Below are 24,403 nucleotides of genomic sequence, written 5' to 3'. Positions count from 1 at the left end.
ATCTACCTCGTCGCCCAGAACACCGGCCTCCTCGACAACATCTGGCTGCTGGTCATCCTCTACACCTCCATGAACCTGCCGATCGCCGTCTGGATGATGCGCTCCTTCCTGTCCGAGGTACCCGTCGAAATGCTCGAAGCCGCAGCCATCGACGGCGCCGGACTGCACACCACCCTCCTGCGCATCGTCGCCCCCGTCGCCATGCCCGGCATCGCCGCCACCGCCCTGATCTCCTTCATCTTCAGCTGGAACGAACTGCTCTTCGCCCGGGTCCTGACCGGCACCGTCGCCGGCACCGCACCGGTCTTCCTCACCGGCTTCGTCACCAGCCAGGGCCTCTTCCTGGCCAAGGTCTGCGCCGCCGCCACCGTCATCTCCCTCCCCGTACTCCTCGCCGGATTCGCCGCCCAGGACAAACTCGTCCAGGGCCTCTCCCTCGGAGCCGTGAAATGACGTCCGGTTCACCGGCCGCCCTCGCGCCAGCGCGCACCGTCCCGCCTGGCGCGGCAATATCGCTCGTCTGAGCGGAAACAGCTCATCTTTCAAAATGCCACCGCAGGCTATTGACACCGCATTTCACGGATCTTTAATGGAAGGGAAATTGCATATATGAGCTGTTATTGCTCACATGAGCAAACCGCCGATGCGGCCGAGTTGATCGCACGCTTGCCTGTTTGAAGGGTCAAGGAAAATGACTGTTGTGGCTGAATTCGCCATCCCCCGTGATGTCGAAGCGACCTCTGCCTCGTGCGCGTTGCCGGCAGTCCTGTCCTCCGCCCGGCAGGCGCGCGCCTTCACCGCGGAATTCCTGCGACTGCGCGGCGAGGGCGAAGAATTCATCGAAGCCGCCGTACTGATCGTCTGCGAGCTGGCCACGAACGCCATTCGGCACGGCGCCCGGCTGCCGGCCGAATACGGGCGCGAGCGGGGGCCGGATTCCTCGATCACCCTCAGGCTGGCGCTGGCGTCCGATGTGCTGCACATCGAGGTGCACGACGGCTCGGTGATCCTGCCCGTCCAGCGTGCGGCCGGACGTGAGGAGGACTGCGGCCGCGGGATGACGATCATCGCCGCACTCGCCGAGTCCTGGACGTGCGGACCGGATCCCGCCGGCGGCAAGTGGGTCCGGGCGACGCTCCGGCGGGCGCCCGACGCCCTCCAGGGCTGACCCGAATCCTCCCGCCTCCGCAGCCGCCCCGCGCAGCCCCGAGCCCCCTCGCCTCCGTCGACCGTTCTGGCTTCGCGGCACATTCGCCGCCGTCGGCTGGAAGGACGCCCGTGCCGGTGCGCTACGTGGGCCTTTCGGACGGCGAAGCGCGCACGGCAATGCCGAGTCGCGGGGTGTCGGAGTTCTACGTCGATGCCCTGATCGGAGTCGCCCGCGCCTACCGCGACGGCGGTGCCGAGACCGTCACGTCGACCGTGGCCGACCTCACGGGCGTATGTCTACCCGGCCTGTCGGTCGGTGTCGTCCCCGTCCGGACCGGGGGCGTGCTGCCCCAGGCCCCGAAGGATCGCGATCTCCACGGGTGAGTACGCGCCGTCGGCCCGCTCCAGTTCGTACGGCGCGGCCGGCATCAGCGGCGGCTGGGCCATGAAACGCGGCCGCACCCCGTGGTGCGGTTGCGCGGAGTGCACCAGGAACGGATGGCACAGGAAGACGTCCCCCGGGGACCCGGTGGCGAGGGCGAGTGGCCGATGGTCGGACGCCGCCACCAGATCGGGCGCGAGGGTCAGCCTGCTCGCCCCGTCCTCCCCGTACTTCTCCAGCACCTTCGGCACGTCGAGGTGTGAGCCGACCCGGATCCGGGTCGGGGCGTCCTCCGCACCGACCTCGCTGAACAGGAACAGCATCAGCAGCGCCCGGCCCCGGGAGCGCAGATTGGTGAAGTACCAGCTCTCGCCCTCCGGCAGATAGCTCCCCTCGATGTGCCAGCCCGCGTCGTCCGGCTCCTCCTCGTGCGGGAAGCGCAGCGGGAACGTGCCCAGCGAGTAGCGCGGCTCCCAGCGTCCCTCGCCGACCAGCAGGTCGTACGCGCGTTGCAGGGACGGAGAGTTGGGTGCGGCGGCGAACGGCCCCTGCGCCATACCGGCCACCCAGTGCACCGGCTGCGTCCAGGTCGCCGGATCGTCCGGGTCGCAGCCCGTCTCTCGCCACAGCAGCCGCGCGCAGTCCGCGGCCACGCGCGGTGCGACGGCGCCCTCCAGCTTCACGTAGCCGTCGCGGAGGAATCGGGATACCAAGGTCGTGTCGTCCATGCCCCCATCGTGCGGCGACACCGATCCCGATCACCCGACATTCTCCGCACCGCCTTTGTCGGGTGCGCACCGCGCAAGGGGCCCGGTCACCCGACGATCAGTCCTGGCGCTCGACAGCGTCCGGCTGGAGCCGCAGTTCCTGGACCTGATAGCAATCCGAGTAGATGGTGGCCACGATCGCCCCGCACGCGCAGACGAGATTCGGCCCCCATTCACCGTCCATTCCGCAGCAGTACCCGCGGCGCATCGCGGTGTCCGGATGCCCCTCCAGGCCGAGGCCGTCTTCGGAATTGAGCACGATGGTGCCTCTCGGACCGGACTCCACCAGCAGGCCGGAGGCGGTATCCAGTACGTAGGGAGGACCGGACGGCTCGGGATCAAGGGCAAATTCCCCCGGAGTCATCCGCACGATGGGATCGCTGGTATGGCCGTTCGCGTCCGTCGGCGATGCCTCGGGCCGGAACCACCCTTCCTCCGCGTTCGGATCCGGCAAGGATCGCTCGGTGAGTGGCCGGGTCACCACGCGGTGGCAGCCGCGACACCGGAAGACGGTCATGGAGCACCTCGTTTCTCCGATCATTATCGGCGGTCCAGGTGCTCGATCGCCCAGCGGGCCGGTCGGTCACGGCCGGACGACCGAGGCCGAAGCAGACGATCCGCCGTCACGCCGATGGCGGTGGGGCCGGTTACGGGCGGACGAGACCGGCGAGGTCGCCCACGGCCGCCCGTATATGAGCCTGTGCGCGCCGGACGCTCCTGCCCGCACACCACCAGGAGAGCCGTTCGCCCGTCTCGCGCGGATGCATGCCGAGGTCGTGCTCGTCGCACACCGGCCAGGTCTGCCAGAGACACTCGGCGACGGTCTCCTGTGCGGCATCGGTGACGGCCGCCAGCGCGAGGTCGGGAGATTCCGCCGAGTCCGGATCCAGGACGTTGCCGTGCCACTCGCCGTTGGCCAGGGCCACGTAGACATGCTCGGCCACGCCCTCGTCGTACGAGGGAAGGCCGACCAGTCGCAGAGGTTCTTGGGCGGGCAAGGTCGCCGCGAGGTCCCGGTTGACAAGGGCCAGAGCCTCGTCCCACAGCGGGTAGTCGCCCGCCAAGACCGGGCGGGGCTCGGGGAGTTCGAAGTGACCACGCATGGAGACCATCCTGTACGACGGAGCGGACAGCGCTTACCCCGCAGCATGCCGCACGTCGCGCGCCGTCCGCCGCGTGGGACCCCGCTCGACGACGATCCGGTTCGACCAGCCCTCGGTTACCGGGGGCTGGAGCGCTCCAGGTGCCGCAGACCGCCTGAGTGGTCGGTGGCATGTTGAGGGTGGTGCGGGGCGGGAACGGGCCCGGTGGTGGCCGTGAGCCGGCTTGGTCGGCGTCGGCCGCTCAGGCCCCACGCCCTACGTCGTCCTTCATCCGAGCCCGGCTCTTCGCCATGAGCTCCTGCGCTTGCTGTTCGATGTCGTGCGGATCCAGCCCCAGGGCGCGCCCGAGATTCGTCGACCAGACCGCCGAACGAACGCTGGCCTCGAAGTTCAGGTCGGAGCGGATCGCGTCCCGCGCTGCTTGACGGTTCTGGCTCACCATGACGAACGTCGACAGGAAGATCGCCTCCAGGCTGACGATCATGGTGAGGAGTCCGAAGGGAAACGGATCGAAGATCGCGGCTTGCCCGAACAGGCCCTCGTTCGCCGCGATCCACCCGGCGAACCACAGCATGTGCACATACACGAAGGCCATGGAGCCGGCGAATGCCGTGATCGCATCCGCGAGGTGATCCTGGACGCCGCGCCCGCGGGCGAAGAGCTCCTGCTCATGCGGCAGATGGGTGATCGGATGCGGCCAGGAACCGTCCGCCGGCCCACCGGAACGGGAAGTCATGGCGCCATCCTGCCCGCGCCGCGGACATTGCCGAAGAACGAGAGCCCTCGGCGCGTTGTCGGAGCCGTGGCGCGGACGGCCCCGCGATCACCGCCCACGCCCTGCTCGCGGCCCCCAGCTTCGCGGCCGCCCGGGAGATCCCCTCCAGGAGCAAGGACATCTTGTCGGGCGTCCAGTCGACGACATGGAGGTGCACCCCACCGTGCCGCCGCGGGTCGAGTACACCCTCACCGAGCCGGGCCGAGCCCTGCGAGCGACGGTCGACGCGATGTGCGACTGGACCCACCGCTACCTCGGTCACATCGAGAGCGCACGCCACCGCTTCGACGCCTGATGCCCCGGGGAGCGGCCCGCCCTCACTCTGTGTCATCGCCGCCCAAGGCCCACGGCCAAGGCGCCGACCCGGCGGGGCGGGGTCGCAACGGCCTCCGCTGTGCTACGGGGCCGTGTCAGGTGTAAAGAGGAGGTATGTACCTCGGGCGGCGCATCGTTGATCTCCGCCGGTCACTGCGTGCGCGTGATGCGATGGTGGCCGTCCCGCTCGCGTGGATAGTGGCCGTCGTCGTCGCCGACAGCCTTGCGCCGCCGAACATCCACCTCGGTCCGCTGCTGGTCGCCGCCCCCGCGATCACCGTCGCCTTCGGCGGCCCCTGGCTGACCGGATTCGTCGCCGCGGTCGCCGTTACGGCCCAGGTGCTCGTCGCGCTGCTGCGCGACCGCGACGAGCTGATCTCGGCGAACCACTGGGCGCAGATCGCCGCGCTCCTCATCGTCGGACTGAGCGTCGTGATCTACTCCGTACTGCGAGAGCGCCGCGCCAGAGAGCTGAACCAGGTCCGGTACGTGTCGGAGACCGCCCAACGGGTCGTGCTGCGGCCGCTGCCCAAGCACGTCGGACCGCTGCGCGTCGCCTCCCTCTATCTCGCCGCCGAGGCCGAGGCCAAGATCGGTGGCGATCTGTATGCGGCCGTGCGCACCGATTCCGGGACCCGGCTGCTCGTCGGTGACGTGCGCGGCAAGGGCATGACCTCCGTCGGTGACGCCGCCCTGCTGCTCGGCGCGTTCCGCGCCGCGGCTCACCGCCAGGCGACCCTCCCCGAACTGGCGGCCTTCCTCGACGGCAGCGTCTGCTGGAACCTCACCGAGCCGGGCGAGAAGGAGCAGGCCGGAGAGACCTTCATCACCGCCGCGATCCTCGACATCCCCGACGAGGGCAGCGAGGTGAACATGATCGACTGTGGGCATCCACCGCCGATCGTGGTGCGAGACGGCCACGTCTCGAAGATCGACGCCTACCAGCCCGCGCCACCGCTGGGCCTCGGCGACCTGGGGCACGCGCGCTACCACGTCGACACGTTCACCTTCGGCGTCGGAGACCTGCTGCTGCTCTACACCGACGGCGTCATCGAGGCCCGCAATGCCAAGGGCGCTTTCTATCCGCTCGCCAGGCGGATCCACGCCTGGCCCGAGCGTCATCCCGACCCCCTCCTGCACCGCCTCCGGCGTGATCTCCTCGACCACGTCGGCGGACGGCTGGACGACGACGCCGCCATGATCGCCATCGAGCGCCTCCCCATGTGATCGGTCAGTCCTTCAGGGCGAGCAGTACGCCGGCGCCGGCGAAGGCCACTCCGGACAGCAGCAGGTACACCGCCGGCCCTGTCATGTGCTTCCACATGAGCACCCGTGCCGTCCGGGGTTTCCCGTCCTCGTACACCACCTGAACCTCACGCCCCCTCGCCAGGTTCATCCCGGTCCCGCGCATCTGGGGCGAGAACTCCACGCGGTGTCCCTGCTGGTCGACGAAGGCGATGACCGGCACCCAGTTGTGGCCGTCGGCGTAGTCGTCCCGCGTGTTGTCGACCACGACACCCGGGGCGCGAACACCGGCCCGCTTCAGCCGCCGCACCACGACCATCTCCCGCACCGCGAAGCCGACCAGCAGCAGGGCAACGGCACCGCACACCACCACACCCCACGCATTGCTCACGATCGACTGCCCTTTCGGCTTCGTCCGGCACTCCGAGCCCTCGCACACGGAGGGGGGACGCAGCACCCCCGAGACCGGTTGCGGAACCGGACGCCCCGACCGGCGGTGCGAGATGCCGAAACGCCCCGAACCGGTCATGGTCCGGGGCGCTTCCGGCATTCGGATCCGGATGAGCGGGGGATCAGGTGCCTGGGCGGGGAGCTCGCAGGTGTGCACGCCGGGCCAGCTCTTCGTCGTCGACCAGGGTGAGCATGGGCTGACCCGGCGCACACAGCATGGTGACGAGGAAGCGGCTCCAGGAGTCCGACCGGTTGTTCCCGTCCTGGTAGTGGATGACATCGCCGCCCGGCTCCCAGAACGTCTCCCCGGCCTTGATCACCCGTTCGGGCTCGCCTTCCAGCTCGAAGAGCATCTCGCCCTCCAGCATGTAGCCGAAAGCGGGTCCCGAGTGCCGGTGCGGCGGGGTGCCGGGGTCGCCGGGAGGGAACTCGATGAGGACGGTCATCGCCTCCGCCCCCTTCGGAACGGACGGCGGCTTCACCGACTGCAGCACGGTGAGCGCCGTCTTCCAGGATTCCGAGCGGGGTTGGCTCTCAGCGCTGTTCGCTGCCGGCTCGTCGTTCGACATGGTGCGGCCTCCAGTGGCGGGCCGGCTGGTTCAGGAGAGCCAGTCGCTGTAGTGGGTGGGGGCGATACGGGCGTCGCCCTTGGCGATCAGAGCGTCGCCCTGAACGGCGGCGAACATGCCGGCGGAGTCGTCGGTGACGACCCTGCGGCCGTCCGGACGGGCATCGAGGGTGATCCGGCCGAGTTCGTCGAGGGGGAGGACGTCGGGCCCGGCGATGTCGAGGGCGCCGTTCAAAGGGGTCCCGGCAGCGACTTCGGCGACCGCGTCGGAGACGTCCTGGGCGGCGATCAGCTGGAGCGGGGTGGTGGGCAGGCGGACGGTGTCGCCCTCGGTGGTCCACGACAGGATCGCGTCCATGAACTCCATGAACTGGGTGGCGTGGACGATCGAGTAGGGGATCGGTCCGGCCTTGAGGATGTCTTCCTGCAGGACCTTGGCCCGGTAGTAGTCGAGGTCGGTTACCTGGTCCGCGCCGACGATCGAGAGGATGACGACGTGGCCCACTCCACCCTTCTGGGCGGCGGCCAGCAGGTTGTCCATCGAGGTCTGGAAGAAGGCCGGTGAGGCGTCGTCGAAGGTCGGGGAATTCGTCAGGTTGACGACGACGTCGGCGCCGGCCACCGCCTCCGCCAGACCCTGCCCTGTGATCACGTCGACACCTGTGGACTGCGAGTGCGGCACGGCCTCGTGCCCGGCCGCGTTCAGCTTTTTCACGACCCGGGACCCGATCAGGCCGGTACCACCGATGACTGCGATCTTCATAGGCCACCTTTCGTCGCGCACCGATACGTCATGCGTCCAGATTGCGACGGGGCGGTGCGCGGCGCACGCGGGCCATGCGCTCCTGGGCATCCCGGTGGCGCTGCGGGCCGCTGTCGGCCGGGCATCCGCAGCCCCGGAGTCGGCTGGTTGCGGGGAGTTCAGGCGTACGCGTCCTCGATGACGACTCGTCGCACTGTGCGCAGCGTCGACTGGAGGCTGTCCAGATCGGTCGAGCCGAGAGCGAGGCGGAGCGCCTGTGGTGTGTGCTTCGAGGTGGTGAAGGGCTCCGCTGTGCTCACCGAGATGTTGTGCTGACGCGCGAGGGTGGCGGTCAGACGATCGGCGCGTGCGTCGTCGGGCAGCGTCAGCCATGTGAAGTAGGACGAAGGGTGGCTGATCAGCGGCAGCCCTGCCAGTTCTTGTCTGGCGACTGCTTGGCGGGCCTTGGCGTCGTCCCGTTTCTGCGCCTCCAAGTGGTCCACCGTGCCGTCGTCGAGCCAGTGGCAGGCGATCGCGGTGGTGAGGGCTGGGGTGTTCCAGGTGGTCGCCCGAATCGCGCGTTCGAGCGACGGCACCCTGGACGGCGGGGCGACGACGAAGCCGACCCGGAGGCCGGTGGCGACGCTCTTGGACAGTGCCGATACGTAGACGGTGATGTCCGGTGCGCTTGCAGCCAGAGGTGGTGGAGCGTCCTCGACCAGGTAGGCGTATGCGGCGTCTTCGATGATGAGCGGACCGTACTGCCGAGCGATCTCGATCAGACGGGTGCGGTCAGTTGCCGGCATGACCCAGCCCAGAGGGTTGTGCAAGGTGGGCATGGTGTAGATCGCGCGCACCGGGCGGGTCGCGCACAGCTTCTCGAAGGCATCGAGATCGGGCCCGTCGGCCGTTGTGGGGATGGGCTCGATGTGGAGATGAAAGGCATGCGCGAGCACCTTGAAACCCGGGTAGGTGAGTGCGTCGACCGCGACGACGTCGCCGGCGTTGAGCGCGGCCATGACGGTGATGGCCAGGCCGTGCTGCGCACCGTTGACGATGAGGATCTGATCCGCGTCAGGAGTGATTCCCCGACGCCTCAGGTGCCGTGCGATCGAGGCTCTGTCCTGGGAACGCCCTCGATGTGGTTGGTAGCGCAGCAGCGAGTCGAGTTCGCCGGAGGTGGCGACCTCTCGCAGAGCCTGCCGTAGGAGATCGGCTTGGCCGGGCAGCGCCGGATAGTTGAAGTTGAGGTCGACCGCATCCGTGGCGACGACTTGCTGATCGATGCCGTGACCGGCGGGAACCGCGATGTCACGGACGAACGTGCCGCGGCCCTGCTCCCGGCTCACCAAGCCCATCGCTTCCAGCTCGGCGTACACCCGGGTCGCGGTCACCACGGCGATGCCCTCGCGTGCGGCGAGCCCGCGGTGTGTCGGCAGCCGCACACCTGCGGCGAGCCGGCCTGTCCGGATGTCGGATGCGAGCGCGTCGACCAGGATTTTGTACCGCGAGGCTGCCATGCGCCGAATTGTATCCATGACAATTCTTTGACTGTCCTGTTCGCAGGTCCTTACCGTCAAGGCCCACTCACATCCGGAAGGGCGGCCGCCGTGCACATCGCCATCCTCACCTTCGAGGGCTACAACGAGCTCGACTCCCTGATCGCGCTCGGTGTGCTCAACCGCATCAAGACCGACGACTGGCGCGTCACCATCGCCACCCCCAGCCCCAGGGTGACGTCGATGAACGGGGTGGTCGTCGAGCAGATGGCCACTCTTGAGGAGGCGTGCACCGCTGACGCTGTCATCGTCGGCAGTGGCATCGCCACGCGCGAGGTCGTCGAAGACCAGGCGATCATGAACATCCTGCGCGGCCTGGATCCCTCGCGCCAACTCATCGCCGCGCAGTGTTCCGGCGCGCTCGTGTTGGCCAAGCTCGGCCTGCTCAACGGCGTCCCCGCCTGCACCGACCTGACCACCAAGCCCTGGGTCATCGCCGCCGGCGTCGAGGTGCTCAACCAGCCCTTCTACGCCGAGGGCAACATCGCCACCGCCGGCGGCTGCCTCGCCTCCCACTACCTCGCCGCCTGGATCATCGCCCGCCTTGAGGGCGACGACGCCGCCGAAGGCGCACTGCACTATGTCGCCCCGGTCGGCGAGAAGGAGGAATACGTCGAGCGCGCGTGGCGAAACATCACCCCCTACCTGCCCGCTCCCACACCGGCGCTCGTCTGACAACGGTGGCTCCTTCGGCGAAGAACGGAGCGCGGTCACGACGGTGGCCAGCAGGCGGAAGGAGAGCCGGCTGAGGCGCATGAGCAGACTGGACACGATGGGGGATGCGCGGAAGTCCACTGCCTGATTCAGGCTCAGGCGGCGGAGGGGCGAGGCCATCAGGGGAGGAACAACGTAGCCGTCAGGACGCGGAAGCGGTCGACGACGGCATGGTGATCGGAGCACACCCCGCATGACCTCTCAGGAGGTTTCGTCTCCCGCCCGGACCTGCGCAAGCACGTCAAACAGGGACTGGCGGTTGCCCAGGACCGGTCCGGTCGATCACGCTGACGAGCCGGCTGCCCCGGACGCGCGATCCGGCCGCCGATTGCAGGGGCCACGCAGTATCGTCGGGAGTCCTGAGTGCGGCCACTCGGCCCGCGACTCATGGGCGGGGCGGCCCGCTTCGCGCCACGGTCTCGCGCCATCCGCAGCTCGGACAACGGAGGTACCGCACATGAACGTTGACATCGGCCGACCGACCTTCCTGCTGGTCCACGGAGGCTGGCACGGAGCCTGGTGCTGGGACTCCGTACGCGCCGCGCTCGATGCCGACGGTTGGCGGTCCCACGCCGTCGACCTGCCCAGCGCCAACCCCCCGGACGACCGGCCCGAAGGCGCCCGGCCGGTGGGCATGCTGGACGACGCGGATGCCATCCGGGAGAGCCTCCGGCGCATCGACGGCCCGGTGGTGGTGGTCGCCCACTCCTACGGCGGCGTCCCCACCACGGAGGCCATCGCGGATGCCCCGAACGTGGTACAGGCGGTGTACCTCGCCGCCTTCCAACTGGACGTGGGCGACAGCGTCTTCACGTACCTCGGAAAGCCCGCGCCGGACGACGACGGCACGGACCACGCCCCGCCGTACGAGCACGCCCGGCGCATACTCTTCGACGACGTGCCCGAGGCCGATGCCGCCCATGCCGTGGCCCGGCTGCGCCCGCAGAGCGTACGGTCCTTCACGGAGAAGGTGACCACGGCAGGATGGCGCACCGTGCCCTCCAGCTACGTCGTCTGCGACCGCGACCAGGCACTCGAACCGTCCCGGCAACGCGAGCTCGCCACGCGCGCCGATTCCGTCCACCGGCTGCCGAGCAGCCACTCGCCGTTCCTCTCCATGCCCCGGCAACTTGCCACTCTCCTGGGCCGGATCGCCACCTCCACCCTCCCCGCCCCGTGACGGTGATTCGCCCCGTCCCGGCCAGGACTTGTCCGGTCGATCATGTGGCTGCCTTGGGCCCGGGGCGTTGTTCCGGGCATGGGGCGGGGTGATCTGAGTGCCGCGGACCGGGCCGGGCAGGCCCCGCACCAAGCCGGACAGCCTCGCGGCGGACAGGGCATACCGCAACGGGCCCCTGTTGCGCAGTTGCGGCTCCCACTCGCCCCGCGCGGCCGACCACCGCAGGCCGCACGTCGAAGGCGGTTGACGCATCTCTTGCCGGTTGACGCATCTCTCGCCGCGGGCCTGGCGTGGTCCGTCGTCCAGGGTTCATGCCTACCTGCCCCAGATCTTCAGATACGCCGTGCGGTAGCCGGGCGGGTCCCAGGTCGTCGCGCCGCGGCTGTTGGCGGCGGTGGCGATGTGTACGGGGGCGACGTATCCGCTGGCGGGTGTGCCGGAGAAGGCGCGGTTGAATTCGTCGAGGATCTGCCAGCCCTGTTGGGCGAAGGGTTCGGGGACGGTGGCGGCCTGGAATTGGCGGCTGTTGATGCGCTGGAAGGCGGAGGGGTCGCCGTCGCCCGCGCCGATGTTGAAGGGCGCGCCGGCGCCCTTTTTGCGGGCTGCGCGGAGGGCCGGGGCGGCGTCGGCGAAGTAGACGTCGTTGATGGCTACGGAGTGTGTCCAGGTGTCGCCGAAGCGGGAGAGGAGGGAGGAGACCTCCTGGGGGGTTCGGCTGCTGGTGTCCGAGATCGGGATGTTCTCCTCGGACAGGATGCGCATGCCGGGGCAGGTGGCGAGTTCCTTCTTGATCAGCTCGGACTTGTTCCTGGCGAACGGGATCGAGGCGTCGGTGAACACGACGACTCCGGCGTTGCCGTGGGAGTGCGCGATGATCCAGTCGGCGCTGATCCTCGCGACATCGCCGACCCTGGTGGTGACGTTGCTGAAGAGTTCGGGGTCCTTGCTCGGGCCGGGGGAGTCGACCGCGTGCCAGCCGACGAGCGGGATGTGTTCCGCGGTGGCCTTCGCGACCTGCTGCGACGTCAGATGCGGGTCGAAGCCGCCGATGACGATGCCGGACGGCTTCAGCGCGATGGCCTGGCTGAACGCCGCCTGGATCCCGGCGGGCGTGCCCTGGCCGTCGATCACCCTGACGTCCCAGCCGATGGCCTTCGAAGCCTCCTCCACGCCCTCGGCGGCGCCCGCGACGCCCGGGTTGTTCATGGTCTGCGCGACATAGATGATCTTCTTGCCTGATAACGCCCTGGGGCCGCCGTCGGGGCCGCTTCCCGCGCGGCCGGTCCGCTCGGCCTGCGCAACGGCCTTCTTGGCCCCGGCCAGGGCGCTGGGACAGCCCGGCGTGGTCGGGCGCGGCGCGACGGGGCCGCCGCGCGACGCGCCGCGTTCGCAGCCGACGCAGCCGACGAGGGCGGTGGCCGCCACCACCGCCAGTGCGACGGCGCCGCGCACGGCGGTCACGAGGTGACCTCGGGTACGTCGTGGCGCGTGCGAGGGGGTTCGGTCCGTCGTTGCCGCAGCTGCCGCCGCGCGGCGTAACCGGCCATACCGACGGCCAGGAGCAGGGTGGCGCCGTTGAACAGCGGGGTGACCCAGAACTGGGCGCCGAGCTGGCCGATGCCGGCGAGGCCGATGGCGAGGATGGTGACGGCGACCAGGGTGCCCAGGGCGTTCGGGCGGCCGGGTGTGATCGCGGTGGAGCCGAGCAGCGCGCCGACGAAGGCAGGCAGCAGATAGTCCAGGCCGACGCTGGGGTTGCCGATGCGCTGCTGCGCGGCGAGCAGCACGCCGGCGACGCCGACGATCAGCCCGGATCCGGCGAAGGCGTAGACGACATAGCGGCGGGAGGGGATGCCCAGCAGATCGGCGGCGCGCGGGTTGGAGCCGATGACGTACAGATACCGGCCGAGCGGCAGCCGTTCCAGCAGCACCCACAGCACGGCGGTCAGGGCCAGGACGTAGAAGGCGGGCACCGGCAGGCCGAGGAACCTGGAGTCGTACAGATCGGTGAAGGCGGCCGGCAGACCGTGCGGGCCGGGGACGATCCGGGCCCCGTTGGTGATCCAGCCGGTGAAGGCGTACAGGATGCTGCCGGTGCCCAGGGTGGCGATGAAGGAGTTGATCCTCGCGAATTCCACGACGACCCCGTTGAAGACGCCGACCACCGCCCCGCCGAGCACCACCACGAGGCAGGCGGCCGGCCAGGACCACGCCTCGTTGACGATCAGCTGCATCGTCATGACGTGGGTGAGGCCGAGGCCGTAGCCGAGGGACAGGTCGAACTTGGCGGTGACGATGGGGACCATCGCGCCCAGCGCCAGGATGGCGGGGATCGACTGGTTCGACAGCACCGCGGAGATGTTGTCCAGGGTGGGGAAGGTGTCCGGCAGGGCGAGGGAGAAGGCCAGGAACAGCAGGGCGGTGAGGGCCAGGAGGCCGTAGGCGCCCAGGAGGTGCCCGAACCGGCGGCCCAGCGGGAGGCGGGGGGAGGCGGCCATCGTCACGCCGTCCCGGTCAGCGGGGACATGGCCGAGGAGGCGCGGGCGAGTCCGGTGACCGTCAGGGCGGTGCCGCTCAGCTCCGCCGTCACCGCTCCGCGGACGAACACCAGGGCCCGGTGGCACACGTGGGCGACCTCCTCGAAATCGGTGGAGATGAGCAGCACGGCGAGGCCCTCGGCCAGCGCGTCCTGGAGCAGGCGGTAGATCTCCGCCTTGGCGCCGATGTCGACCCCGGCGGTCGGCTCCTCCAGGATCAGCAGCCTTCGGCGCAGCCTCAGCCACCGGCCGATCATGACCTTCTGCTGATTGCCCCCGGACAGTGTGGAGATCGGCGCCTCGGTGTCCCGGGGACGCACCGAGAACCGGTCGACCAGGGCGGTGGCCTTGGCCCGCTCGCGCCGGGGGCCGATCCAGCGCAGCGCCGGCAGGCCGTCGGCCCGAGGGTTCGCCAGGAAGTTCTCCCGTACCGTCAGTTCGGCGGCGCAGCCCTCCTCCTGACGGTTGCTGGTGACCAGGCCCACGCCGGACCCGACCGCCGCCGCCGGCGAACGCGGTGCGTACGGCCGCCCGTCGAGCACGGCCCGTCCGTCGAGGATCCGCCGGGCCCCGGCGAGGGCGCGGCCCAGCTCCATGTGCCCGGCGCCGGTGAGGCCGACCATGCCGAGGATCTCGCCGGTGCGCAGTGCGAGGCTGACCGGTGCCGTGTGCGCGGTCCGTACCCGGTCGAGGCTCAGTACGACGGGGCCGGTGACCGGGGCGATGCGGTAGCCGTCCGGCTCGCGGCCCACGATGTCGCGCACCAGCCGGGCGGGTCGGTGGCCGGCGAGCGGGCCGTGGCTGATGAGGCGGCCGTCGCGGAGCACGGCGAAGGCGTCGGCGACCTTGTACACCTCGTCCAGCCGGTGGGTGACGTAGACGAGGGCGTGGCCCTGGTCGCGCAGGGTGTGCAGTACGTCGAAGAGCCGGGCGCAGTCCGCGGCGGGGAGGCTGGCGGTCGGCTCGTCGAGGACGATGAGTTCGGCCTGGGTCGCCAGTGCGCGGGCGATGGCCACCAGGGAGCGTTCGGCCCTGGGCAGGCCGGCGACGGGCGTGCGGGGGTCGAGGTGCGCGGCGACGATCCCCAGGGCCTGGGTGCACCGTCTGCGGGTCAGCCGCCAGGACAGCAGCCCGGCACGGCGTGCGTAGCCGGTGCCCAGGGCGATGTTCTCGGCGACCGTCATCCACTCGACCAGCCCCAGGTCCTGGTGGATGAACGACATGGTGCGGGTGGCCGCTTCGCTGCCCAGCGGGTGCCCGGCGACCGTCACCTCGCCCTCGTCCGCGTGGTGGACGCCCGCCAGCACCTTGATGAGGGTGGACTTTCCGGCGCCGTTGGGGCCGAGCAGGGCGAGGATGCTGCCGGAGTGCACGTCGAGGTCGACCGCGTCCAGGGCGAGCGTGCCGCCGAACCGCTTGCTCAGACCGCGTACGCGGACCACGGGTGCGGTGCCACGACGCGGGGGAGGGGCGCTGTCGAAGGCGGCGGGCGGGTGCATTTTCGCATGCTAAGGCCACTTTTGGGTTCTTTGCCGGACGGGCCGTCAGAGAGCGGGGATGTCGTCGAAGAAGCTCTCGACGGTGCCGTGCACCCCGCCGGGCACCTCCAGCGCGAACTCGGCCCAGATGACCTTGCCGTCCGCGATGTAGCGGGTGCCCCAGGACTGGGCGAGCTGGGCGACCAGGAACAGCCCGCGGCCGCCCTCGTCGGTGGTGGCCGCGTGGCGCAGATGCGGGGCGGTGCTGCTGGTGTCGGAGACCTCGCAGATCAGCGTGCGGTCGTAGAGCAGACGCACCTGGATGGGGTCGGTCCCGTAGCGGATGGCGTTGGTGACCAGCTCGCTGAGCAGGAGTTCGGTGGGGAAGGCGATTTCCTCCAGCCCCCATTCGGTCAGTTGCCGGGCGACCGCGGCGCGGATGCCGGAGACCAGCGCCGGATCGGAGGTCAGGCCCCAGGTGGCGATCCGGTGGGGGTCCAGGGCATGGGTGCGGGCGACGAGCAGCGCCACGTCGTCGGCGGGGTGGTCGGGCATCACGGCCCGCAGCACCGCCTCGCAGGTCTCCTCAGGTGGGCGGTTGGGGGACGCCAGGGCTTCGCGCAGCTGGCCGAGGACGGTGTCCACATCGCGTCGGCGGCCCCCGACCAGCCCGTCCGTGTAGAGGACGAGCTGACTGCCTTCGGGGAGGTGGAACTCGGCGGTTTCGAAGGGCAGGCCGCCCAGGCCCAGAGGGGGGCCGGCGGGGAGGTCGGCGAAGGCGACGGTGCCGTCGGGAGCGACCACTCCGGGGGGCGGGTGGCCGGCCCGGGCCATTACACACTGCTGCGAGGTGGGGTCGTAGATGGCGTACAGGCAGGTCGCGCCGATCATGCCGCTGCTGTCGGAGGACGGCTCCTCGCTGCCCTCGTCCCGGTCGAGGCGGCCCACGAGATTGTCGAGGTGGGTGAGGACTTCATCGGGGGCGAGGTCCAGTTCGGCGAAGTTGCGCGCGGCGGTGCGCAGCCGGCCCATCGTCGCGGCGGCGTGCAGCCCGTGGCCGACGACGTCCCCGACGACCAGAGCCACCCGGGTGCTGGAGAGCGGTACGACGTCGAACCAGTCGCCGCCGACGCCCGACTCGGCGGGAAGATAGCGGTGGGCGATCTCCACGGCGCTCTGCTCGGGGAAGCTGCGCGGCAGCAGACTGCGCTGCAGAGCCAGGACCATGGTGTGCTCGCGGGTGTACCGGCGGGCGTTGTCGATGCAGATGGCCGCCCGGGTGGCGAGTTCCTGGGCCAGCGAACGGTCGTCGTCCCCGAAGGGGGCGGGGTCCCGCGAGCGGTAGAAGCTCGCCACGCCCAGCGCGATACCGCGGGCGACGAGGGGGACCGCGATCAGCGAGTGGACGTTGTGGTCGAGGAGCCGCTGGGCGTGCCAGGGATCCTGGGCTATCCAGCCCGCGGCGGTCCTCAGGTCGGGTTCGAGCAGGGGCTGCCCGCCGGCCATACAGCGGAGCTGGGGCGTGGTCGGGCGGAGGCGGACCCGCCGGCCGGCAGGGTAGAAGGGGCAGTCCTCGCGGTAGCCGTGGACGACCGTGCGGAAGAGCTCGCTGTACGGTCCGGTGGGCTCCTCGCCGCGCAGCACCGCCTCGGGAACGTCGATGGTGACGAAGTCGGCCAGGCGCGGGACGGCCATCTCGGCGAGCTCCCGGGCGGTGTGGCCCACGTCCAGGGTGGTGCCGATACGGGCGCTGGCCTCGGACAGCAGCTCCAGGCGGCGCCGGGCGGCCACGGCGTACTTCCCCACCCCCGGCTCGCCGACCAGCACCAGCCCGCTGGTGGCCCGGCCGACCATAGCCCCGGAGGTGCCGGGCGCGGCGGCCGCGGCGGGCCTGCGGACCGTCGTACCCGCGCTCTCGCCCACGGCCGCGGGCCCGCGCCCGGGCGGCCCGCCGGAGGCGGCGAGGACCGGCTGCGCCATCGCGCCGACGGCGGCCTGCGCCATCGGGGAGGGGACGACGGCCGCTTCCGCGGGGACGGCGAGGTGCTGCTGGGAGGGGAGGATCGCCTCGATGACCACGCCCTCCACCCCGGAGGGGCTGGTCATCGGGCGGCTCAGCAGGGTGACCCGCCGACCGCCGGGCAGCGCCACCTCCACGGCGGCACGCTGGGCCGAGGCCACCAGTTCGGCGGCCTTCTCCTTCAGGATCATCTGGTCCCGCCAGTCCAGGCCGCTCTCGGACAGCTCTCCGTTGTCCGTCGTCTCCAGGGCCGGCGAGCGGCGCCTGGCGTCGAGGTACGCCTGCAGCAGGGCGCGCTCCCGCGTCGAACTCTCCTCCAGCAGCCGCCGTTCGATGGCGCCGGCGGCGCTGCGGATCACCGCGTTCAGCCCCACATCGGCATCGGCGAGCGGAAAGCCGAAGCAGAGGATGCCCTCGATACGCCCACTGAGCAGATCGCGGACGGGGATCGCCGTACAGGCACTGGACTGGGAGCGTTCGGCGAAGTGCTCGGCGCCGTAGACGTTGATCAGCTGGCGCTCCGCGAGCGCCAGACCGATCCCATTGGTCCCGCCGAACTGCTCGGCGAAGACGAAGCCCGGGACGCTCTGGATCGCGGCCAGCCGCCTGACCAGCGAGACCTGGCCGAAACGGCGTTGCAGCACCGCCCCGCGCGCATCGGCCAGCGAGACGTTCATGTTCCGGCCCGCGAACCTGGCCTCCAGCCGGTCGAGTACCGGCTCCGCGGCGCGGACCAGCCGGTTGTTCAGGTCGAGATCCTGGAGGTAGGGGAGCTCACATCCTTCCGGCGAGAGCCCGAGCGACACGGATCGCTGCCACGAACTGAGGATCGCGCTGCGCACACTCCCCCCGGGCGATCCGCTGCGAAGAAACTGCTCACGTGCGTGGGCGGGGCCGATGCCGTCTCCCATGAGCCCCATCCGGATCACTTCCCACATCCGTACGTGCCTTACGACCGCCCGTGTGTCGGAGTAACTGTACCGTTTGATCCAATTGTAGAACTTTGCACATATATCGGCACTGATCATTGGCGGTAATGGGGCCCCTGAGAGCACGGGCGCGGCCGTCACAACACCGCGACCGGCGTGACGGGCGAGCCGGTGCCCCCGGGGATGTTCAGGGGCGCTACCAGGAGTAGGAACGCGTAACGGCCCGTCCCGGCGCTCGCCGCGGCGAGCGCTTCGAGGTCGAGGTTGTCCAGGAGCGGCACCCCCATCGCGGCGATGGCGAGCGCATGGACCGGGGAGTGCACGCCGTCGACCGGCGAGGGCCGTACGTCGCTGTCGCCGTCGCCGCCGAGCAGGGCGATTCCGCGCTCGGCCAGCAGGGGCACGGCATCCACATGGAGGCCGGCGCTCGCCGCGGAGGGGGCCCGGGCCCCCGGCTCCCGGCGCGGGCTGCCGGACCTGAGCAGCACCGCGTCGCCCTCGCCGATCGTGACACCGAGTGCCTGCTCCGCGGCGACGAGGTCCTCGGCGTGCACGGCCTGCCCGGGTTCCAGCCATGGGACGCCCAGGACGGCGGGCAGATCGAGGAGTACGCCTCTGGTCACGAGGGGGCCCAGTGCCGACACGGCGCCGAAGCGGGCGCCCCCGGCATCGACGGCCTCGTGCGCCGCCCGGCCGTCGTAGAGGCGCCCGCGATAGGCGATGTGGGACAGCGCGTCCAGATGGCTGACGGTCTTGCCGTGGTAGTCGACGCCGATGAAGTCCTTGTGGGCGGAGGGCTCGGGGGCCTCCACATCGCCGAGGTCGGACATGTAGTGCAGGGCGGGGAGGGGGTTGTCCGGGCCGGGCGCGGTGTCCCACGGGCGCGCCAGGGGGACGGCCGTCCCGGCCCGGACCAGCGCGCCGGCCCGCCGTACGTGCTCCGCGGTCACCCGGTTCCAGGCGCCGCGGTCGGCGGGGGTCCAACGGCCCCATGTACGGATCGAATCGAACAGTGCGTCGAACTCCGCGCGGGAGACGGCGGGCCCGTTGCCGGTGCGGTCCGGCAGGGGTACCGGTGCGTCGCCGGGGTTGCCGGTCATCTGCTCGTCAGCGCTCCCTCGCCCCCTTGTCCGGGAAATGCGTCTCTCTGGGGAAGGCCATCCGGATACGGCCAGTATTGCCCTGCTGGGCGGCATCCGCCGAAGCGATACGCTGGTTTTGTGGCGTTACGGTGTTTTTATAGGCATGCATTCTGATCTTGCGGAGGCAGCCATGGGCCAGAACTACGAGTACACGACTCCGTCGCAGGCCGAGGGCGAGCGGCTGGAAGAGGACAGGGACCCGTCCGAGGAGCGGCACCCCGCGACCATGCGCACCCAGCCGTCCCAGGCCGAGGGCGAGCGCCGGGCGGAGGACGACGAGGATTGACAGAACGGCGGCAGCTTCCTGGGGGCTGCCGCCGTCCCGTGCCGCCACGCACCCCTGCCACCCTTCCCCGGCAAGGTTTTCAAGCCGCTGTTCCCGGCCTGAGCACGTTCGCCCGTATGTGAGGCTGTCCGTGCGGAACGCAATCCGGACGAGAACAGGACGGCAGCAGGGTGGGAAGACGACACACCATCGCGGCGAGCGGGAATCCGGCGCCCAGAGGGCAGTTACGGCCGACGAGGCAGCTGCGGCGGACACCGGCGATCAGGGCGATCGGAGCGAACAGGGCGGGCAGCGCGCACGGCATGGCATGGCTACCCGTCACCACCCTCCTGGCCCTGTGCCTGGGGGCCGCCTGTTCGGCCATGGCGCAGGCCCCGCCGGCGGTGGCGAGCGGATTCCTCGCGGGACCGGTGGCCCCTCCGGTCCGTACACCGGTGTCCGCCACACCCGCACCGACCGCGCCCATCAGGATCACTGAGGGGCAGATCGGCGAGGCCGGGCCCGGTGGGACCCTCTTCTACCCGAGCGTGACCAGCTGTCTGACGGTGACCGTCCGCCTTGAGGGCGGCGGAAAAGTCGGCGCGCACGCCAGCCTGTTCCAGGTACCGGGGGAGTACCGGTCGGACCGCATCCTCGCCGCGGTCAAGCAGCGCGTAGGGACGCGGGGGGTACGGGCGGTGGAGGTCAGGGGTGCCGTCGGCGCCTGGCACCCGAGCTACTTCACCAAGGCGATCGAGAGCTACCCGGAGGGCGAACAGGTTCCCCTGCCCGCTGAGCCCGACCCGAAGGGCCTGGCCAGGGTGGTGGCGGACGAACTCGGGGTACCGGGCGGCAAGGTGACGGTCGAGGACCTGCCCGACGGCGACCAGACGGTGAACTGAGCCGGGCGCACCCCGACCCGGTTCCCGTCGACCGAGCGCACGCCGCAGCACCCGGGTCACCCGCAACCTCAACCTCGGCGATCGGCCCGCCATCCGGTGCGGCAGGATGGCTGATCGTGCCGAGGGCGTCCTGCGACGTTCCGGCGCATCCACAGTCGTAGAGACGAGCAGGTACAAGGTGACGAGACATTACATCCCGTGCTCAGCAGAGCGGTTTCTCCGGGCATCGGGGGCCGGCCGGTGACCCGGGCGCTCACGCTGCATGACTTGATCGTCGCCGGGGCCGCGCTGGCCGCCGGCGTCGTGGCCGGCCTGCTGCTGCGGGCGGTCCTGCGATGGCTGGGCAAGCACGCGCGCAGGACGCGGTGGAGCGGGGACGACGTCATGGTGGACGCCCTGCGGTCCGTGGTGCCTTGGGCGGCGATATGCGCCGGTCTGGCGGCGGGCACCGCGGCACTGCCGTTCACGGCGACGGTCGGACGCAATGTCAACCGGGCCCTGACCGTGCTGTTCATCCTGGTCGTCACGCTCACCGCGGCGCGGGTGATCACCGGACTGGTGAGGTCCCTGGCCCAGTCCCGGTCCGGCGTGGCGGGATCGGCCACCATATTCGCCAACATCACCCGCATTCTGGTGCTGGCGATGGGTTTCCTCGTCGTGCTGCAGACCCTGGGCATCTCCGTGGCCCCGCTGATCACCGCGCTGGGTGTGGGCGGGCTCGCGGTGGCGCTGGCGCTGCAGGACACCCTCGCCAACCTCTTCGCGGGCGTGCACGTGCTCGCCTCCAAGACGGTGCAGCCCGGCGACTACATCCGGCTCAGCAGCGGCGAGGAGGGCTATGTGGTCGACATCAACTGGCGCAACACCGTGGTGCGCCAGCTCTCCAACAACCTGGTGATCATCCCCAACGCCCAGCTGGCCGGCACCAACATGACCAACTTCACCCGCCCGGAACAGCAGTTGTCGATCCTGGTGCAGGTGGGCGTCGGCTATGACAGCGACCTCGAACACGTCGAGCGGGTCACCACCGAGGTGGTGCGGAGCGTGATGACCGACATCACCGGTGCCGTTCCCGACCATGAACCGGCCGTCCGCTTCCACACGTTCGGCGACTCCAGGATCGGCTTCACGGTGATCCTCGGGGTCGGCGAGTTCAGCGACCAGTACCGGATCAAGCACGAGTTCATCAAGCGCCTGCACCAGCGCTACCGGGCCGAGGGCATCAGGATCCCCGCCCCGGCCCGGACCGTGGCACTTCAGCAGTCCGACGGCGTCACCATCCCGCACCAGCGTGAGCAGTCGGACCTGGTGCCGTAGGCGAGTGGGCGCCGGGCCCGCACGCATCGGTGCGGGCCCGGCCACACACCGGGAGAGACAGGCAGCGACCCGGGGCGGTGCCGGTCCTAACTCCCGTCGCCCGGCGCCAGCAGATCGACCATTCCCGTGGCGCTCTCGGCGCCCCGCCCGTCGTCGACCAGGCGCTTCATCAGGTCGAAGTACGGGGTCAGCAGCTCGGTGCTGACCCCCTGCTCGTGCGCGGTGCCCACGAAGGTCCTGATTCCGGCGGCCTGCATGGCCATGGTGGAGACGACGCCGGATCCGTAGTCCCCGCTCTGCAGCTGCTCGGCGGTCTGCTCGATCGACGCGGACATCGCCGTCAGCCAGCCCGACAGCAGCGGTGCGAACTCCTTCAGCGGGATCTCCCGCTCCCCGCGCACCAGCGCGAAGGCATGCGTGACGCCGGCGAACATGCCGTACATCGCGCTGAGCAGCGCCACGTCCTGGAGCGCGGCGTGTCCGGCGTCGGTACCGGCGAATCGCGCGGCGAACGGGGCCGACAGCGCCGCCCGATGGGTCTCGAACAGCTCACGCGATCCGCTGTAGAGCACATAGCCGCCCGCCTCCGGAACCCCGGCCATCGGCGGTACGGCCATGATCCCGCCGCTGAGGAACCGGGCCCCTCGGGCCGCGGCCCACGCCCCGCGCTCCCGGGCCTCGGCGGGCGTCCCGGTGGTGACGTCCACCAGGTCCTTGCCGGTCAGTTCGACGCCCTCCAGCACCGCACCCACCGAGGCGTCGTCCAGCAGGCAGGTCACGACCAGGGAGTTCGCGGCCACCGCCGCGGCGGCGCTCCCGGCGGGCCTGGCGCCCGCGGCCACCAGGGCCCGGGCCCGGTCGGGCGTGCGGTTCCAGACGGTCACGGAGTATCCGGCGGCGAGCCAGGCACGGGCCAGGGCGGTGCCCATGTCACCGAGGCCGAGAAGGGTCAGGGAAGGAGCGCGGGAGACATCGTCAGAGGTGTTGTCAGTCATGACGATTAGGCTGGTCAACAGCTCGGCGGGCGACAAGTACGCACTTTGAGGTGGGTGCTTTCCCCGAGGTAGGTGACCAGGTCGAGGAGGGGGCTGTCAGCGATGGCGACGGTGGGCAGGCCGGGCGCGCCCGAGGGGTATCACTGCGGGATCGATGCGGCCATGGACGTGATCGGCGGGAAGTGGAAGGTCCTGATCCTCTGGGCGCTCGAAGCCGGTCCCTGCCGCTTCGGTGAGCTGCGCCGGATGCTCCCGGGCGTGACGGAGAAGGTCCTCACCTCCCAGCTGCGGGAGCTGGAGGCGCACGGCATCATCTCCCGCGAGGCGTACGACGAGGTGCCCCCGCGTGTCGAGTACGCGCTGACCGGGCGCGGCGCCGCCCTCGGGACCGCACTGGAGCCGCTCGGCCGATGGGGGCGGGAGCACGTCCTGGGGCAGCGTGGCGGTGGGGAGTTCCGGTGAGCAAGATCTATGCGGGTGCGCGGCTGCGGCGGCTGCGCGAGGAGCGGGCACTCAGCCAGGCGGAGCTCGCCCGCCGGCTGGAGATCTCGCCCAGCTACCTCAATCAGATGGAGCACGACTCCCGGCCGCTGACCGTCCCGGTGCTGCTGCGGCTGACCGAGGCGTTCGGCCTCGACGCCGACTTCTTCTCGGCGCGGGACACCAGCCGGCTCGTCGCCGACCTGCGCGAAACCCTCGCGCACGAGGTGGCCGCGGCCCGGGTCGCGCCGTCCGACCTCGCCCAACTGGCCACCCGTATGCCGGCCGTGGCGGGGGTCCTGCTGGAGCTCGGCCGGCGCAACGCCGCGCTGACCCAGCAGCTGGCCGTGGCGGCCGAGGACCGGGACAGCGCCGAACTGGCCCTGCCGCGCTCGCCGCACGAGGAGATCCGGGAGTTCTTCTACCGGCGGCAGAACTACCTGCACGACGCCGACCTGGCCGCGGAGGGCCTCGCCCGCGCCATCGGCATCCGCCCCGGCGAGGTCCTCCGCGCCCTGTCGGCACGGCTCACCGACCACCACGGCGTGCGCATCACGGCCGACTCCGACCAACTCCACCACTACGACCCCGCCACCCGCGTGCTGCATCTGTCCAGCCGGCTGCGCCCCGGCCAGCAGGCGTTCCGGATGGCCACCCAGCTCGCCCTGCTCGAATGCGGCGCCGAGCTGTCCGCGCTAGCGGCGGAGGACTTCGCGGAGGGCTCCGACACCTGGTCGCTCGCCCGGATCGGTGTGGCGAACTACTTCGCCGCCGCGCTGATCCTGCCCTACCCCTCCTTCCACGCCGCCGCGGAGGAGGTCCGCTATGACATCGAGCGCCTCACGGACCTGTTCGGCCTCGGCTATGAGACCGTCTGCCACCGCCTCAGCACGCTCCAGCGCCCCCGGCTGCGCGGTGTGCCGTTCTCCTTCGTACGCGTCGACCGCGCCGGAAACATGTCCAAGCGCCAGTCCGCCACCGGCTTCCACTTCTCGCGCGCCGGCGGCACCTGCCCGCTGTGGAACGTCTACGAGGCGTTCGCCGCGCCCGGCCGGATCCACGTCCAGATCGCGGCCATGCCGGACGGGCAGCGCTATCTGTGGACCGCCCGCGCCGTCACCCGCCACCGCGGCGGCTGGGGCGAGCCCGGCAAGACCTTCGCCATCGGTCTCGGCTGCGAGATCCGGCACGCCTCCCGGCTCGTCTACTCCGACGGCCTCGACCTCGACAACACGGCCGCCGCCACCCCCATCGGCATGGGATGCCGCATCTGCGAGCGCCTCGACTGCCCCCAGCGCGCCGTGCCTCCCCTGGGCCAGCCCCTCGCCATCAACGAGCACAGCAGCACCTTCGTGCCGTACCCCGTGGCGGATCCCCCGCCCTGATCCG

Annotated in this window: 23 protein-coding genes and 4 pseudogenes; 11 read left to right on the top strand and 16 right to left on the bottom strand. The window is 70.6% G+C overall.

The genetic code is table 11. The features are described from left to right. Together ACZ4NB_RS09805 and ACZ4NB_RS09800 are read left to right on the top strand one after the other, a co-directional pair. On the top strand, window positions 1-453 hold a 453-nt coding region (locus tag ACZ4NB_RS09805), incomplete at its 5' end, for a carbohydrate ABC transporter permease (protein WP_467659805.1). Window positions 454-700: 247 nt separating this feature from the next. Beyond that, window positions 701-1,168: an ATP-binding protein gene (locus ACZ4NB_RS09800; protein ID WP_467659803.1), complete on the top strand. Its 468-nt coding sequence runs from the start codon at window positions 701-703 to the stop codon at window positions 1,166-1,168. Window positions 1,169-1,446: 278 nt separating this feature from the next. Here the strand turns inward: ACZ4NB_RS09800 and ACZ4NB_RS09795 are convergent, their stop codons facing one another. The 5 genes and pseudogenes from ACZ4NB_RS09795 to ACZ4NB_RS09775 form a co-directional block, all read right to left on the bottom strand. After that, the gene (locus ACZ4NB_RS09795) at window positions 1,447-2,259 is read right to left on the bottom strand and encodes a phytanoyl-CoA dioxygenase family protein (RefSeq protein ID WP_467659801.1); all 813 of its coding nucleotides are present in this window, start codon (window positions 2,257-2,259) and stop codon (window positions 1,447-1,449) included. Window positions 2,260-2,356: 97 nt separating this feature from the next. Continuing rightward, window positions 2,357-2,815, bottom strand: a complete 459-nt coding sequence (locus ACZ4NB_RS09790) for a hypothetical protein (protein ID WP_467659799.1) — start codon at window positions 2,813-2,815, stop codon at window positions 2,357-2,359. Window positions 2,816-2,945: 130 nt separating this feature from the next. After that, on the bottom strand, window positions 2,946-3,401 hold the full coding sequence (locus ACZ4NB_RS09785; protein ID WP_467659797.1) for a hypothetical protein: 456 nt from the start codon (window positions 3,399-3,401) through the stop codon (window positions 2,946-2,948). A 241-nt stretch (window positions 3,402-3,642) separates the two neighbouring features. Continuing rightward, entirely contained in the window at window positions 3,643-4,137 is a 495-nt protein-coding gene (locus tag ACZ4NB_RS09780; protein WP_467659795.1) for a DUF1003 domain-containing protein, read from the bottom strand. A 108-nt stretch (window positions 4,138-4,245) separates the two neighbouring features. Further along, window positions 4,246-4,327 (bottom strand): annotated as a pseudogene (locus tag ACZ4NB_RS09775) (RidA family protein); the annotation flags it as partial. On the opposite strand from ACZ4NB_RS09775, the pseudogene ACZ4NB_RS09770 reads away from it, so the two are divergent. Both ACZ4NB_RS09770 and ACZ4NB_RS09765 read left to right on the top strand, forming a co-directional pair. Then, a pseudogene (locus ACZ4NB_RS09770) lies at window positions 4,325-4,471 on the top strand (winged helix-turn-helix transcriptional regulator); the annotation flags it as partial. The pseudogenes ACZ4NB_RS09775 and ACZ4NB_RS09770 sit on opposite strands and share 3 nt — an antisense overlap. A gap of 191 nt (window positions 4,472-4,662) precedes the next feature. After that, complete coding sequence (locus ACZ4NB_RS09765; protein ID WP_467659793.1) at window positions 4,663-5,718, top strand: PP2C family protein-serine/threonine phosphatase; 1,056 nt, start codon at window positions 4,663-4,665, stop codon at window positions 5,716-5,718. A 4-nt stretch (window positions 5,719-5,722) separates the two neighbouring features. Here ACZ4NB_RS09765 and ACZ4NB_RS09760 read toward each other — a convergent pair whose 3' ends face one another. From ACZ4NB_RS09760 to ACZ4NB_RS09740, 5 genes and pseudogenes are all read right to left on the bottom strand, one after another. Next, a complete protein-coding gene (locus tag ACZ4NB_RS09760; protein WP_467659791.1) occupies window positions 5,723-6,127 on the bottom strand; it encodes a DUF3592 domain-containing protein in 405 nt (134 codons plus the stop codon). A 181-nt stretch (window positions 6,128-6,308) separates the two neighbouring features. Continuing rightward, window positions 6,309-6,755 (bottom strand): cupin domain-containing protein, encoded by a 447-nt coding sequence (locus ACZ4NB_RS09755; protein ID WP_467659789.1) that lies wholly within the window; start codon window positions 6,753-6,755, stop codon window positions 6,309-6,311. 171 nt (window positions 6,756-6,926) lie between these two features. Further along, window positions 6,927-7,046: pseudogene (locus ACZ4NB_RS09750) on the bottom strand (LysR family transcriptional regulator); the annotation flags it as partial. 15 nt (window positions 7,047-7,061) lie between these two features. Further along, a pseudogene (locus tag ACZ4NB_RS09745) lies at window positions 7,062-7,517 on the bottom strand (SDR family oxidoreductase); the annotation flags it as partial. A gap of 158 nt (window positions 7,518-7,675) precedes the next feature. Beyond that, a complete protein-coding gene (locus tag ACZ4NB_RS09740) occupies window positions 7,676-9,016 on the bottom strand; it encodes an aminotransferase-like domain-containing protein (RefSeq protein WP_467659787.1) in 1,341 nt (446 codons plus the stop codon). 90 nt (window positions 9,017-9,106) lie between these two features. Between ACZ4NB_RS09740 and ACZ4NB_RS09735 the strand changes: the two genes are divergently transcribed. After that, window positions 9,107-9,730, top strand: coding sequence for a DJ-1/PfpI family protein (locus ACZ4NB_RS09735; protein WP_467659785.1), 624 nt, complete (start codon window positions 9,107-9,109; stop codon window positions 9,728-9,730). Window positions 9,731-10,226: 496 nt separating this feature from the next. Beyond that, entirely contained in the window at window positions 10,227-10,949 is a 723-nt protein-coding gene (locus ACZ4NB_RS09730) for an alpha/beta fold hydrolase (protein WP_467659783.1), read from the top strand. A 315-nt stretch (window positions 10,950-11,264) separates the two neighbouring features. Here the strand turns inward: ACZ4NB_RS09730 and ACZ4NB_RS09725 are convergent, their stop codons facing one another. The 5 genes from ACZ4NB_RS09725 to ACZ4NB_RS09705 all read right to left on the bottom strand — a co-directional run bounded on the left by ACZ4NB_RS09725 (window position 11,265) and on the right by ACZ4NB_RS09705 (window position 19,013). Beyond that, complete coding sequence (locus tag ACZ4NB_RS09725; RefSeq protein WP_467659830.1) at window positions 11,265-12,401, bottom strand: substrate-binding domain-containing protein; 1,137 nt, start codon at window positions 12,399-12,401, stop codon at window positions 11,265-11,267. A 5-nt stretch (window positions 12,402-12,406) separates the two neighbouring features. After that, the gene (locus tag ACZ4NB_RS09720) at window positions 12,407-13,447 is read right to left on the bottom strand and encodes an ABC transporter permease (RefSeq protein WP_467659781.1); all 1,041 of its coding nucleotides are present in this window, start codon (window positions 13,445-13,447) and stop codon (window positions 12,407-12,409) included. A gap of 2 nt (window positions 13,448-13,449) precedes the next feature. Next, window positions 13,450-14,985 carry a sugar ABC transporter ATP-binding protein gene (locus tag ACZ4NB_RS09715; RefSeq protein ID WP_467659779.1) on the bottom strand — a complete coding sequence of 512 codons (1,536 nt, stop codon included), beginning with the start codon at window positions 14,983-14,985 and terminating at the stop codon, window positions 13,450-13,452. A 45-nt stretch (window positions 14,986-15,030) separates the two neighbouring features. Further along, complete coding sequence (locus ACZ4NB_RS09710) at window positions 15,031-17,922, bottom strand: SpoIIE family protein phosphatase (protein WP_467659777.1); 2,892 nt, start codon at window positions 17,920-17,922, stop codon at window positions 15,031-15,033. A 128-nt stretch (window positions 17,923-18,050) separates the two neighbouring features. Then, a complete protein-coding gene (locus ACZ4NB_RS09705) occupies window positions 18,051-19,013 on the bottom strand; it encodes a cyclase family protein (RefSeq protein ID WP_467659775.1) in 963 nt (320 codons plus the stop codon). Window positions 19,014-19,158: 145 nt separating this feature from the next. Between ACZ4NB_RS09705 and ACZ4NB_RS09700 the strand changes: the two genes are divergently transcribed. The 3 genes from ACZ4NB_RS09700 (at window position 19,159) to ACZ4NB_RS09690 (ending at window position 21,539) form a co-directional block, all read left to right on the top strand. Continuing rightward, window positions 19,159-19,341 carry a hypothetical protein gene (locus ACZ4NB_RS09700; RefSeq protein ID WP_467659832.1) on the top strand — a complete coding sequence of 61 codons (183 nt, stop codon included), beginning with the start codon at window positions 19,159-19,161 and terminating at the stop codon, window positions 19,339-19,341. Window positions 19,342-19,643: 302 nt separating this feature from the next. Further along, window positions 19,644-20,222 carry a hypothetical protein gene (locus ACZ4NB_RS09695; RefSeq protein ID WP_467659773.1) on the top strand — a complete coding sequence of 193 codons (579 nt, stop codon included), beginning with the start codon at window positions 19,644-19,646 and terminating at the stop codon, window positions 20,220-20,222. Window positions 20,223-20,462: 240 nt separating this feature from the next. Then, window positions 20,463-21,539: a mechanosensitive ion channel family protein gene (locus tag ACZ4NB_RS09690; RefSeq protein WP_467659829.1), complete on the top strand. Its 1,077-nt coding sequence runs from the start codon at window positions 20,463-20,465 to the stop codon at window positions 21,537-21,539. Window positions 21,540-21,625: 86 nt separating this feature from the next. Here the strand turns inward: ACZ4NB_RS09690 and ACZ4NB_RS09685 are convergent, their stop codons facing one another. Next, window positions 21,626-22,534 carry an NAD(P)-dependent oxidoreductase gene (locus ACZ4NB_RS09685; protein ID WP_467659771.1) on the bottom strand — a complete coding sequence of 303 codons (909 nt, stop codon included), beginning with the start codon at window positions 22,532-22,534 and terminating at the stop codon, window positions 21,626-21,628. A gap of 102 nt (window positions 22,535-22,636) precedes the next feature. Here ACZ4NB_RS09685 and ACZ4NB_RS09680 point away from each other — a divergent pair, with 102 nt between their 5' ends. Both ACZ4NB_RS09680 and ACZ4NB_RS09675 read left to right on the top strand, forming a co-directional pair. Further along, the gene (locus tag ACZ4NB_RS09680; protein ID WP_467659769.1) at window positions 22,637-22,996 is read left to right on the top strand and encodes a winged helix-turn-helix transcriptional regulator; all 360 of its coding nucleotides are present in this window, start codon (window positions 22,637-22,639) and stop codon (window positions 22,994-22,996) included. Next, window positions 22,993-24,399, top strand: coding sequence for a short-chain fatty acyl-CoA regulator family protein (locus ACZ4NB_RS09675; protein ID WP_467659767.1), 1,407 nt, complete (start codon window positions 22,993-22,995; stop codon window positions 24,397-24,399). Before ACZ4NB_RS09680 ends, ACZ4NB_RS09675 begins: the two co-directional genes overlap by 4 nt. Window positions 24,400-24,403: the final 4 nt, after the last annotated feature.

The sequence above is a fragment of the Streptomyces sp. NPDC026575 genome (assembly GCF_055567415.1).
This window is presented reverse-complemented; position numbering and strand designations above follow the sequence as displayed.

Excerpts from the sequence above, each read along its gene's own strand:
- ACZ4NB_RS09795 (WP_467659801.1), bottom strand. The coding sequence starts at position 2,259 with ATGGACGACACGACCTTGGTATCCCGATTCCTCCGCGACGGCTACGTG.
- ACZ4NB_RS09790 (WP_467659799.1), bottom strand. The coding sequence starts at position 2,815 with ATGACCGTCTTCCGGTGTCGCGGCTGCCACCGCGTGGTGACCCGGCCA.
- ACZ4NB_RS09785 (WP_467659797.1), bottom strand. The coding sequence starts at position 3,401 with ATGCGTGGTCACTTCGAACTCCCCGAGCCCCGCCCGGTCTTGGCGGGC.
- ACZ4NB_RS09780 (WP_467659795.1), bottom strand. The coding sequence starts at position 4,137 with ATGACTTCCCGTTCCGGTGGGCCGGCGGACGGTTCCTGGCCGCATCCG.
- ACZ4NB_RS09765 (WP_467659793.1), top strand. The coding sequence starts at position 4,663 with ATGGTGGCCGTCCCGCTCGCGTGGATAGTGGCCGTCGTCGTCGCCGAC.
- ACZ4NB_RS09755 (WP_467659789.1), bottom strand. The coding sequence starts at position 6,755 with ATGTCGAACGACGAGCCGGCAGCGAACAGCGCTGAGAGCCAACCCCGC.
- ACZ4NB_RS09740 (WP_467659787.1), bottom strand. The coding sequence starts at position 9,016 with ATGGCAGCCTCGCGGTACAAAATCCTGGTCGACGCGCTCGCATCCGAC.
- ACZ4NB_RS09730 (WP_467659783.1), top strand. The coding sequence starts at position 10,227 with ATGAACGTTGACATCGGCCGACCGACCTTCCTGCTGGTCCACGGAGGC.
- ACZ4NB_RS09720 (WP_467659781.1), bottom strand. The coding sequence starts at position 13,447 with ATGGCCGCCTCCCCCCGCCTCCCGCTGGGCCGCCGGTTCGGGCACCTC.
- ACZ4NB_RS09715 (WP_467659779.1), bottom strand. The coding sequence starts at position 14,985 with ATGCACCCGCCCGCCGCCTTCGACAGCGCCCCTCCCCCGCGTCGTGGC.
- ACZ4NB_RS09710 (WP_467659777.1), bottom strand. The coding sequence starts at position 17,922 with ATGTGGGAAGTGATCCGGATGGGGCTCATGGGAGACGGCATCGGCCCC.
- ACZ4NB_RS09705 (WP_467659775.1), bottom strand. The coding sequence starts at position 19,013 with ATGACCGGCAACCCCGGCGACGCACCGGTACCCCTGCCGGACCGCACC.
- ACZ4NB_RS09700 (WP_467659832.1), top strand. The coding sequence starts at position 19,159 with ATGCATTCTGATCTTGCGGAGGCAGCCATGGGCCAGAACTACGAGTAC.
- ACZ4NB_RS09695 (WP_467659773.1), top strand. The coding sequence starts at position 19,644 with ATGGCATGGCTACCCGTCACCACCCTCCTGGCCCTGTGCCTGGGGGCC.
- ACZ4NB_RS09685 (WP_467659771.1), bottom strand. The coding sequence starts at position 22,534 with ATGACTGACAACACCTCTGACGATGTCTCCCGCGCTCCTTCCCTGACC.
- ACZ4NB_RS09680 (WP_467659769.1), top strand. The coding sequence starts at position 22,637 with ATGGCGACGGTGGGCAGGCCGGGCGCGCCCGAGGGGTATCACTGCGGG.